General features: G+C 30.5%; 16 protein-coding genes, 1 tRNA gene and 1 pseudogene. 13 read left to right on the forward strand and 5 right to left on the reverse strand.

Features of this window, described 5'->3' with window-relative positions; translation table 11 throughout:
• Positions 1-237 precede the first annotated feature (237 nt).
• Together EV02_RS00085 and EV02_RS00080 are read left to right on the forward strand one after the other, a co-directional pair.
• Positions 238-954: a CsgG/HfaB family protein gene (locus EV02_RS00085; RefSeq protein ID WP_052043503.1), complete on the forward strand. Its 717-nt coding sequence runs from the start codon at positions 238-240 to the stop codon at positions 952-954.
• Between the two features lie 15 nt (positions 955-969).
• Complete coding sequence (locus tag EV02_RS00080; protein WP_032520417.1) at positions 970-1,647, forward strand: CsgG/HfaB family protein; 678 nt, start codon at positions 970-972, stop codon at positions 1,645-1,647.
• A gap of 2 nt (positions 1,648-1,649) precedes the next feature.
• Here EV02_RS00080 and EV02_RS0109060 read toward each other — a convergent pair whose 3' ends face one another.
• Complete coding sequence (locus EV02_RS0109060; protein ID WP_032520418.1) at positions 1,650-2,423, reverse strand: hypothetical protein; 774 nt, start codon at positions 2,421-2,423, stop codon at positions 1,650-1,652.
• A 79-nt stretch (positions 2,424-2,502) separates the two neighbouring features.
• Positions 2,503-3,372, reverse strand: a complete 870-nt coding sequence (locus tag EV02_RS00075) for a hypothetical protein (protein WP_032520420.1) — start codon at positions 3,370-3,372, stop codon at positions 2,503-2,505.
• Positions 3,373-3,876: 504 nt separating this feature from the next.
• On the opposite strand from EV02_RS00075, the gene EV02_RS00070 reads away from it, so the two are divergent.
• Entirely contained in the window at positions 3,877-4,518 is a 642-nt protein-coding gene (locus EV02_RS00070; RefSeq protein ID WP_052043504.1) for a hypothetical protein, read from the forward strand.
• Positions 4,519-4,919: 401 nt separating this feature from the next.
• Here EV02_RS00070 and EV02_RS09870 read toward each other — a convergent pair whose 3' ends face one another.
• Together EV02_RS09870 and EV02_RS09715 are read right to left on the reverse strand one after the other, a co-directional pair.
• Positions 4,920-5,051: a hypothetical protein gene (locus EV02_RS09870; protein ID WP_275040704.1), complete on the reverse strand. Its 132-nt coding sequence runs from the start codon at positions 5,049-5,051 to the stop codon at positions 4,920-4,922.
• Between the two features lie 49 nt (positions 5,052-5,100).
• Positions 5,101-5,268: a hypothetical protein gene (locus tag EV02_RS09715; RefSeq protein WP_011818674.1), complete on the reverse strand. Its 168-nt coding sequence runs from the start codon at positions 5,266-5,268 to the stop codon at positions 5,101-5,103.
• Between the two features lie 349 nt (positions 5,269-5,617).
• Between EV02_RS09715 and psbN the strand changes: the two genes are divergently transcribed.
• The 6 genes from psbN to EV02_RS00040 all read left to right on the forward strand — a co-directional run bounded on the left by psbN (position 5,618) and on the right by EV02_RS00040 (position 7,475).
• A complete protein-coding gene (psbN, locus tag EV02_RS00065) occupies positions 5,618-5,833 on the forward strand; it encodes a photosystem II reaction center protein PsbN (RefSeq protein ID WP_011818673.1) in 216 nt (71 codons plus the stop codon).
• Between the two features lie 310 nt (positions 5,834-6,143).
• Entirely contained in the window at positions 6,144-6,260 is a 117-nt protein-coding gene (locus EV02_RS00060; RefSeq protein WP_011818671.1) for a high light inducible protein, read from the forward strand.
• The gene (locus tag EV02_RS00055) at positions 6,261-6,404 is read left to right on the forward strand and encodes a high light inducible protein (protein ID WP_011818670.1); all 144 of its coding nucleotides are present in this window, start codon (positions 6,261-6,263) and stop codon (positions 6,402-6,404) included.
• Between the two features lie 92 nt (positions 6,405-6,496).
• Positions 6,497-6,751, forward strand: a complete 255-nt coding sequence (locus tag EV02_RS00050; RefSeq protein ID WP_032520422.1) for a hypothetical protein — start codon at positions 6,497-6,499, stop codon at positions 6,749-6,751.
• A gap of 224 nt (positions 6,752-6,975) precedes the next feature.
• Entirely contained in the window at positions 6,976-7,227 is a 252-nt protein-coding gene (locus EV02_RS00045; RefSeq protein ID WP_032520423.1) for a hypothetical protein, read from the forward strand.
• The gene (locus EV02_RS00040; protein ID WP_032520425.1) at positions 7,227-7,475 is read left to right on the forward strand and encodes a DUF1651 domain-containing protein; all 249 of its coding nucleotides are present in this window, start codon (positions 7,227-7,229) and stop codon (positions 7,473-7,475) included. Before EV02_RS00045 ends, EV02_RS00040 begins: the two co-directional genes overlap by 1 nt.
• Positions 7,476-7,597: 122 nt before the next feature.
• Here the strand turns inward: EV02_RS00040 and EV02_RS00035 are convergent.
• Positions 7,598-7,671 (reverse strand) — tRNA-Pro (locus tag EV02_RS00035).
• A 158-nt stretch (positions 7,672-7,829) separates the two neighbouring features.
• Between EV02_RS00035 and EV02_RS00030 the strand changes: the two genes are divergently transcribed.
• The 4 genes and pseudogenes from EV02_RS00030 to EV02_RS0109065 form a co-directional block, all read left to right on the forward strand.
• Positions 7,830-8,507 (forward strand): hypothetical protein, encoded by a 678-nt coding sequence (locus tag EV02_RS00030; RefSeq protein WP_032520427.1) that lies wholly within the window; start codon positions 7,830-7,832, stop codon positions 8,505-8,507.
• A gap of 442 nt (positions 8,508-8,949) precedes the next feature.
• Positions 8,950-9,462 (forward strand): adenine phosphoribosyltransferase, encoded by a 513-nt coding sequence (locus EV02_RS00025; protein ID WP_032520428.1) that lies wholly within the window; start codon positions 8,950-8,952, stop codon positions 9,460-9,462.
• Positions 9,463-9,892: 430 nt separating this feature from the next.
• Positions 9,893-10,057, forward strand: coding sequence for a hypothetical protein (locus EV02_RS09720; RefSeq protein WP_193742664.1), 165 nt, complete (start codon positions 9,893-9,895; stop codon positions 10,055-10,057).
• A gap of 195 nt (positions 10,058-10,252) precedes the next feature.
• Positions 10,253-10,606, forward strand: a pseudogene (locus EV02_RS0109065) (porin); the annotation flags it as partial.

The raw sequence follows: 10,606 nt of genomic DNA on the forward strand, positions 1-10,606 counted from the left end.
ATGAGTCTCAGTATTACACTATAGGTATACACGGTTATTAATAATGTACATTAAATCGCTAAATAATCGTTGAAAGTAGACTTAGTGCCTTAATAGTGCCTTAACTCAATTAAGTTTTAATACAATTCAAATAATTATTTTAGGTAAATAGATTAACCGTACCCGTGACTAGCTAAATTATCAAAAATTAATAATAAAAAGTGAAAAATTTAAATCTTCTAAAAAAAATCTGCATTTTTGGGTACAGCCTTAGCATTATCAACTTCCTCTCTGCTTCAAAATCCTTCAGCTTATGCGGCCCCATCGCCAATAACAGTAGCCGTTATTAAAGTGAAAGATAATTCAAATGCACCTTGGTTTAAACCTAGTTATGAAGATAAATTGAGAACAATATTATCTACTGAACTTGCTAGCGCAGGTCACTTTACTGTTCTAGAGAGAGATGCATCAACTTTAAAAGAACTAAAACAAGAAGTCAAAAATTTTGGAATCTGGAAAGACGAAGACCAAAAAGCTTTGACAAGAGCTAAGTACTATATCTCTGCTGCTTTAAGTGATTTTGCTGAAGTCTCAGACGAAAGTTCTGGGGGTGGTATTGGCTTTAAAGGCTTTAAAATGGGTAAGAAAAAGTCTAAAAGAGAGTATTATGTTTCTTTTGATTTAAAAGTTATAAATGTAAAAACAGGAGCTATTGCTTACAGTCGTTCTATTGAAGGTAGTGCTAAAGAAGAATCAGAAAGCTCTGCAATTAGTGGGAATGTGAAAGGCATCTCTTTGGGTCAATCTGAAACGAAGAAAACTAAACTGCCTGTTACAAGAGCCGTTAGGGCTGCTATGGTTGAAACTGCAGAATATCTTGATTGTGTTCTTTATGTTAAAGACGAATGCATTGCTGAGTATGAAGCTAAAGATGAGAAAAGAAAACAGAGTAATGACTCCTTAGATCTGTTCTAAAGATTTTTCCGAAATATGAAACTTTTAAATAAATTAAAATTCTCCACAATTTTTTTTATTTGTGGAATAAGTTTTTTCGATATCGGAATTAGAACTAAGGTTTATGCTTATCAAGCGGGTCCTGTTTCTGTTGCTGTTACAAAAGTTACTGATAGGTCTGGAGCACCATGGTGGAAAGAGCGTTTTGAGGAAAAGCTAAAGACAATTCTATCCACTGAACTTTCAAGTGCGGGACATTTCCTTGTTATAGAAAGAGATAGTGAAGCTTTAGCTGATATAAGAAATGAATCACTTATAACTGGAGAAGGAGGAGAGGACCCATATATTCAGATGGCAAAACCAAAATATATTATTAGGGCTTATCTAAGTGATTATGAGGATAATTATGTATCATTTGACTTAAAAGTTATCAGTACAAAAACCTCTGCAATAGCTTATAGTCGGTCCATTGAAGGAACCATATCAAATGAAATTAAAACTGAAAATACATCCATTAATACAAACAATTTTAAATTTCGTGAACAACAAGTAACTGTAAAAAAAACGGTTCCTACTCGAGCTATAAGAGCAGCAATTACTGAAATTGCTGAATATCTTGACTGTGTTCTCTATTTAAAAGATGAATGCATTGGAGAATACGAAGCAAAAGAAGAAAGAAGAAAAAGAAGTAATGATGCTCTTGAAATGTTTTAGAACTATATTTTTAAAGCAACACCAATAGAGCTTATTTTTTTAAATTCAGATAATCCTTCAATTCTGGCTCTGCCCACCATTTTTATACCTTTGAAATCGGAAGTATCTTTGCCAACCTTTTTTCTATAATTAAAACCTTCATTTTGACCTTCGTAAATATTTAATGGAAAAATCATAGGATCTACTAATTCAAAATTTTCTTTATCAAAGAAAGCAATTTCTAGTTTTGAGTTTCCTTCTATAAAAATTTTCATAAATTCTTCACGTTGTCCTGACTGCTTCAAAACTTCACTATTAACAATAATCTCACTCGTTTCAGGATTAAATCTTATTTGAGTAACAGTATTAATTTTTAATCCATCTGGAAATGTGAAAGATTTGGTTGTTGACTTTTTTTTAGCAAATAACTTATTAGATCTTTCTTTTTCTTGTCTTTGCTTTTCAAATTTTTTTTCTTCAGCTCTCCTAATTCTTTCTTCTTCTTTTGTCCTTTTTTCTATTACTTCATTACAAGAAGGTAAATCTCTTCTTTTTGAAGATTTACCAATAGTACAGTTAATTAAATTTCCTTGAAAATTATATTCAGAACTAATTATATCCTTAGTCCCTTGATCAACCATTCCATTATCATATAACTGGATGTTATTTGAACCAGATTTGATATTAATATCATTAGAACGAGAATTGATATTAATTGTTTCAGACTTGTGCGTATTGGCGATGGCGACCAAAGGAAACAAAAGAAATAATGAAACTAAAGAAAATTTCTTATACATAAGACTTAATAGAGAATAGGAATTTAAGTTTTAAAATTGATAATCTCATAATGATTTTAAAAGTTATAATTTTCTAAATTTAGTAAGAACTTAACATCTCAAAGGCTGATATTCTTTTCTCTTTTTCTTCTTCAATCTTTGCTTCTCTTGCTATCCTCTCGGCTTCTTTTGCATCAGCTATGTCTTGAACTTTTTTATTTTCACAAAAAGCAACAGCAACGTTTGCATCTCCTTCAATTTTATCAGCAACTATTTCATAATTTTCAAAAATTGAAATTTCATTAATTGTATTATCCACATAAGAATTTAGTTCTGAAATGATTGGTAGGGAATCCTCATACATACCCGCTGCACAAAGCCCAGTTAATCTTTCAGATTTTCTCTCTACTTCTCTAGTAATTTTTCTTGAAAAAGCAGGACTTAAAGGTCCTCCTGGGACCCTTTTTTGTCCCAAATATAAACTTGTGGTCTTTCTTAAGGACAACTGCATTGATGCTGCTTGACCCTCATCATTTAAAACAAATAATGCTTTTCTAGGTAGAAGATTACTGTCTATGTAATTTATTATAAATTTATGTTGAGTCACTTTTTTTGAGGTGGCATCGACTACCCATTTCGGTATTCCAGTCTTTTTTTTAAAGAATAAGAATCCCCTAGTTTGCTCAGGGAATAGCTTTTGCCATTTATCAATATCTTCATTTACTTTTATTGTTTCTTCGCTAGAAAGAGAGTAACTCTCGACTTGGGTAGGATAAATTCTTTCTTGTGGTCCTCCACTTGGCATTAGTGTCAATATACCCTTACTAAAAAGAGCACTACATCTATCCGTAAAAGAGTTAGATAAAAGGAAGCCACATTTTCCTTGATAAAGCTGACTCCTTGCAAAAGTTGCATTGCTGCCTGAAAATACAATTAAAAAAGTCAATGCAGCAAAAATTTTATAACGCATACTGAATAATTAAAAATAAAATTACTATAAAAGATTGTCTTTATTAAGAATTTAAAATTGTGAAAAGTTTTTAAATTTTGTAATTAACACCTTAGATATAAAATTTATATAGGTAAGTATAATTTATAGAGTTGATTAAAACTCTGAAACAATCAGCTTCTTTTATGTAAATACTTCATGGATAATCCATTTATGTATAAAATTTTTCTTCCTTAGAAAGCTTATTAGTATTATTCCTTATACTTGTAATATTTTCTTTGATCATTTCATCAAGAGTTGCAAGATATATTGAACATACTGCTGATGATGGTAGACCTTAAAGGAGGTATTTTTAATAATTTATAAATATTGTATTTTTAATTTAAATGCCGAATATGGCTTAGCAACATATGGTGATGAGAACTCCAACGGTGGAGGTTCTATATGGCAATTCTAAATTGTATAAATTTACTCTAATTATTAAAACCTTTTCTTTAAGATAGTTTGATAATAGTGCATTAAATAATGATAAAAAGAATACTTAAACCTCTTGAGATATATATCCTCACTGTAGCTTTCTTCTTTTCAGTCTCTTTTGACAGAAATTTAAATCTTGAAGATGTTGAAGAATCTCCAGTTAAAAAACTGTTGGAAAATATTCATCTAATTTTGGATTCATTTACTAATTATGAACATCCCTTAGGTGCTATATTTTTAATTTTTATTATTGGGTTAATAATTTGGGGTCTTCTGGGCAAGGAATCAAGACGAGCAAGTGATATTTATGGCATCATCTTGAGTTTTGCATGGTTTTTGGAACTTGTATCGATGAATTTGCTTTTAGTTTCTCCGCTTAAAGATCCAGTGTTACTATTAGTTGAATTAGTTTTATTTGTACCAATAGTATTAATTGGATTTTCATGGTGGTATTGGAGATTAAATCACTTATCAAGAATAGGTATAGGTAAAGAAGCAATCACTTTTGATAAAAAGCCAACTCCATTTAGTTATTTTGCAAAAACTGCCTCAGTTGTTGTAAGTGATACGACAGAGCATGGTGTTTGCGAAACAGATGTTGCTAGAGCTATTAGAATTCTCAACGGGTTTGTCGTTCTTGATATTTTTGGATTAACACTTTCTAGAGCTGTAGGACTCGTAATTACTTAAAAATAAAATTTTTTGGGGATAATTATTTCTGCAAAAGTGGGCACTAAATACATCAAAGTATTTACCACGAGCTACACTTCTAGCTACCCTTTCGCAATATGAGACTACATCCAATAAAAAGAGAGTCTGGGTAACTCCTAAGTATGACACGGTTTTTAAGAGTTCGGGCGACAGGATTCGAACCTGCGACCTAGTGCTCCCAAAGCACTCGATCTATTAAATGAGATTTATCAATATTTTCCTGCTATAACTAGGGTTTAGGTTAGTGGTACAAATGAGTTTGAGTCTCAATGTTGTACAAAGTACATACTCCTACATACTTAATACATATGCTCAGCTCCCCCTGTAGCTCCCCCCTATCCGACCTAGTGCCTCTTATGAAGTAGGTCGATGAAATGATTTCATTGATCATCTTTTGGATTTAGAAAAGGTCTTATTTTATTCTTCACTTCATTAAGTGGTTTTTCAATAAAACCAGGTTTTTTTAAGACTGCAAGAATAATCCAACCTGCACTAATAGCAAGAACCATCATTAAATAGGCAAACCCATAAATCATAAATAACTTGATTAATTTGCTTTTATTATGCTTCTTTTTTGACTTCTAAAGAGGGTTCGATGCTTTCCTCTTTTTTAAACGTTTCCTTTTCCTGAATAATTAATTTATTTTTGGTTCTTCCAAAATCATCCTTACCTGAAATAAAAAAAATAAGAGCACTAATAAAAAAAAGTGCAAAAAGCAAAACTTCCATATGCTAATACCATTTAATTAAATCCAAACTAGTTTAGAGGTCTAATTTTAATCAATATCAAATAATACAAGTCACGGTAAATTTCGTGCGATTAAATTTAAAATATAAAATCCTTTTATATCAATCTATTTCAAAAGATAATAACCTTAAAGTGTTATTTTTTTACTTTGGCAAATATTTAATAAGTATTATTTTGTGATTAAAAATTTTGATTTTTATTGTTTTATATACAATCTAGCCATTTAATCTTTATATTTAAGAATGCTTTTTTCTGCTTTATTTTATAAATTTTGAACTTGAATAAATCTTTCAAGATATTTAGGGTTATTTAGTAATTGATTTATTGAAAATGCTAGGAACAATCAAAGATCCAACTTTATTTCTACTTTTGAGTAGTGTTGGAATTTTACTATTTGGCTCAATTGGATATGGGATTTATACAACAGTTGGACCATCATCTTATAAGTTAAGAGACACCATTAAAGAGCATGCAAGGATGCATGAATTAGGTATTGCTCATGGTCACAATCATCACAACCATAATGAGGCAGAACATATTCACTGAGTAGATATAAATGTATTTATATTTTTTTGATGCAGAATTAACAACAGAATTCTTCTTCATAGCAATCCTTCCTGGAGCATTATTATCATTCTTTATTTTTCTATTATTTTGGTTGACTAATCAAAATGCCATTTTTACAAAGCAATAAATTTAAACTAAAAAAATCTCAAAAACGTAACTCAATAGTTTGAATAACTAAAGCTTGCAACATTTTTAACGCATTTCTGTGTCAGGTGAATCATTTGATACAACCATATCTCGGCATCTGTTTACATTAAGTAATATTTAGAAACCAGTTCTTTAATTAACAATGGATTCAAATAAAGATATTCTCAACAGAGCTATTGGAAGACCAGCAATGATGGCTTTCATGATCTTAGTGGGGACATATTTAACAACAGGTCAGCTTATCCCAGGAGTTTTTTAAATGGAAAATAAAAATCAATCAAGAAATATTGATCCTCAAAAAATAAGAGCAGAGAATTTAAATGGCAGATTTGCTCTCGTCGGTCTAATTGCTTTAGTGGGAGCATACATAACAACTGGACAAATCGTTCCTGGAGTTATTTAAAATATTCATCTTTAATTTCTTCAAGATATCTTGTTATGGAACACGAGAAATTACGCAGAATCAGGTAAAAAGCTTTTACATCCCGCAAAAAAATGGCAAAACCCACTAACGAACTTAAATCAACTCCCTTCACAGAAGTGATAGAACTAGAAAGGATAGTAACTCCTGATGAAGAAAAAAGAGTTGATCATATTTTTGTAAGAAGAAAGAAAATTTGTACTCGTCATCCTGAGGGCTTCGAGACGGAAGAGATTGCGAGATTTGATATTGCATGGCCTGAAGAACCTAAAGAGGAATTAAAGGAGTTAACCGAAGAAAAAGAAGAGATTAAAATCAGCACTGATTGAATATTTCAAATAAATTACTTTATGTATAATGAGTAATTTTTTTATGGAATATTTAACTAATCTTTGGAATAATCAACCAAATATACTTATTGGAGGAGGTTTAGCAATATTAGTACTGTTAGGAATTTATATAAAATTACTCGATATTTATCAGTGAAAATTAACTCGCAAGGGTGGAGCTTAATTTTTAGTATGGGAGCAATCATGTGGTTATTGCTTATTTAATGGAAGAAGAAAGAAAAAAACTGGAAAAGATGTATCAAGAGCTAAACGAAGAAGATACAAATATAAAGAAATGGAATCAGGCGCTCATTCCAAAAGCAATATTATTATTCCCTCCAATAGCTTTTGCTTTAACTTTTTTAAAAATAAATACTGATAAATCATTAATAGATTTACTTGGATTTGTTGCTATGGGATGTTTATTAGTTTCAGGAGGTATTTTTTTAAATTATCTTTTATCTAAAGGCAAGTAATGGAGAGATTTATTCTTATAAATAATGAAAGAAATAGGATAAAAGTATTTGAACCATTTGAAGATGTATCGAAGCCTAGTCCTAGTATTGATGCAATGATGATTAGTTATGGTTGTGTTTATAAGAGAAGTAGTAAACCAGTTATGAAAGGAAGCAGAGTTGAAACTATCGAAGCAGCTCGGAAGGAATACAAACAACTACTGGATGAGGGTTGGAAGAAAACAAGTATCTTCAGGAGCTATTTCTAGGCACTAAATACATCAAAGTACATCCTGTGAGCTCCCCCTACAGCTCCCCTTTCTCACTTTGAGACATAAACATAAAAAAAGAGAGTTTGGGTAACTCTCTAGTATGACTTGGTTTTTAAGAGTCGGGGCGACAGGATTCGAACCTGCGACCTAGTGCTCCCAAAGCACCCGCGCTACCAAGCTGCGCCACGCCCCGCACATAAGATCTTAACTCATAGTAGTCATCTATAAAAGAACTAATTAAATAATTTTTTTCGAATTTAAAAAAATTTACTAAAGCCTAGACATTTGAGGTTCGATATTATTTTTCAACTTATATTAAATTTATATTAAACTTTTTAATTTATATCTTAAATGAATAAAGAGATCAAAACTCCTTGGGGAGTTATTTTTCCTCAAGTAAGCCTTTTCCCAATTCTTTACTTACTATTTATTTATGGTTTTGTTTATATTCTTCCATATGGTAGGGATTTAATTGGTATAAGTTGGTTTGACTGGCTAAGAAGTGAAGATGGCCCATTAGAATGGATTCAGTTTATTGAATATGCAATATCCTCTATTCTGGCATTATCGATCTATGCAAGAACAAAAAGAAAGAAAAACATAAATTCAATTATTTGGCTTTTGATTGCTTTTTTGTCATTTGTAATAGCAGGCGAAGAAATTAGTTGGGGAGAGCGAATAACTGGGATTGGAATCAACTCTATTTCTTACATAAATGTTCAAGGGGAAACTAATTTTCATAACTTACCTTTTTTTCACAATTATTTGTTGGATCCAATTTTTGAAATAAGCTGTATATTTCTTGGATGGTTTGGATGGAGGAAATTTAAAAATATAAAGGCTTTTCCAAGTAAAGATTTATCTTTATACTTTTTATTTGTGGCACTTTTTTATTTTTACTTTGATATTTCTTGGGCTTCCACTACTCAACAAATTAGAAATGATCAAGAGATTTTTGAATTTTTGTTATCCACAGGAATTTTTCTACATTGCTACAAGAATTTCAAAAATTTATATTTTATTGATTAGTAATTTAAGAAAAGTGCACTTTTATGATTCAAATAAGAAAGGTATTAGCACCAGTTTTAGCACCTTTGCTGTTGTCACAGAAACACTAAGAGAACAAGATTTGTTTTTTTTAAGATAGTAATTTCAAGATTTTGTAATACTTCTGAACTCAATCAAAAAGTGCACCTAAAGTACCGTTGCTATCAAGCTGCGCTCATAACTTACTTCATAACAGTCATCTAAAAAGAACAAATTCTTATAATTCACAAAAAAATCGCTTTTTAGGCCAGAAAATGATCTTAGTATTTTCAGAAAAAAAAGTTTTATGAATTTTAAAAATTAATTTATCCAAACCAAGAAATTACCTAGAGTGAGTTTGAAATTTTTTAAATTACGACATATCTATAATATAAATTGAATTCCAAAAGGATTTCCATCTGAATTGCTTTCGAGACTTAGAAGTATGAAAAAATTAGAAGATTTGATTATCACCTATGAGGATTTTCCAAAAAAAGGTATCGATTTTAAAGACATTCTAGAAATTCTTCAATATCCATATATTTTTAAGGAACTTATTTTAAAAATGTCTTCAAATCAATTGTTAAAAAATGCTGAAGCAATAATTTCAATAGATGCGAGGGGATTTATTTTTGGTTCTGCAGTTGCTCTAGAATCATCAAAACCCATGATTGTCGCAAGAAAACCAGGAAAACTGCCAGGAAATATATTAACTAGAGAATATGATTTGGAATATGGAAAAAATTCTCTTTCAATACAAAAAAAAGCCCTGAAAAAATTCAATTCTTTCGTAATTATAGATGACTTGTTAGCTACAGGAGGTACAGTTAATTGTGTCTCGAGGTTGCTACAAGAACAAAGGAAGGAGGTTATGGGTTTAATAACCGTTGTTGAACTGAATAAATTGAAAGGCAGATCAAAAATTGGTTTTCCCGTTCATTCAATTATTTCTATTTGAAAAAAATAATTGTTGAAAAAAAATTTCGTTTGTTTTTTATTTTAATTTTTTTTCAAGTTCTAATTTGAGTGAATTAAGAAGATATTTATTAAAAGTAAATTTAAATTATTCCTACTGATCCTGCCGTGAAACCTACTGCAAGAAAAAAAACAAATTCGAGTAAATCTCTAGGTAGAGAATTGACGATAAGATTTAAGTGAGTCATTTGACCTTGTGCTCCTCAGGTTTTTAATTTTTAAAAATATAACTAATTATTTTTTCCGTCGAGGGAAATAAAAGTTTTTTTTTCTTTTTTCTAAAGATTTCGGGAAAGGAAAAACCACCATAAATAATTTTTAAAACTCTATTAAAATTTTCAGCCAATTAATTTACTGCTCAAATTGTATTTAAATGCTATATTTTTTTTATTGATGTCAAAATTTGATAATTTATGGATTATAAAAAGAAATCCTTAAACAAATTAAATCAAAAAGAAAGTTACGAGGAAATTGATACTAGGTTGGCTTCTGGATGGTACGTTGATGCAGTTGATAGTAAAAAAAAGAAAAAATATAAAACACAAAAAGTTTCTTTCAAAATTTCAAAAAAAATTTAAATCACATAATTAATAATGCAGGTAAAAGCTGAATAATTTATTTTCCTTAAAGAAAAACTGATTGTATAACTTTAGAAACTGGCACAAATTATACAAAAATGTATTCATTGATACTTGATTTTGTATGCCTAAATACACTATCTTAAAGTGTCCTTTAAATTTCGTGTGAGGAAATTTATGAAGCTTTTTAAGAGCTTGCTCGTAGCTCCTGCATCATTAGGCCTTTTAGCGCCTATGGCAGTAACTGCGAACGAAGTCACTATTAATGACTTCAATGCTGCAGAAGAAATTGCAGTTACAAACAGCCGTATAGACGGTTTAGAAGCTAGATTCAACAATATTGAAGCTGGTTCTTTCTCTGATACAACCACAGCAGAATTCGGTTCTACATTCTACGTAGGTACTATTGACGAAGGAGATGATGGTGGAGTAACAACATTCACCTATGATTTCGCAATGGATTTGAGTACATCATTCACTGGTGAAGATTCATTGGCTGTAGCTGTCATTGGTGGTAACGCAGGTACAACAGCTGTTGATGATGTCATG

Source organism: Prochlorococcus marinus str. SB (assembly GCF_000760115.1).
Classification (GTDB): domain Bacteria; phylum Cyanobacteriota; class Cyanobacteriia; order PCC-6307; family Cyanobiaceae; genus Prochlorococcus_A; species Prochlorococcus_A marinus_D.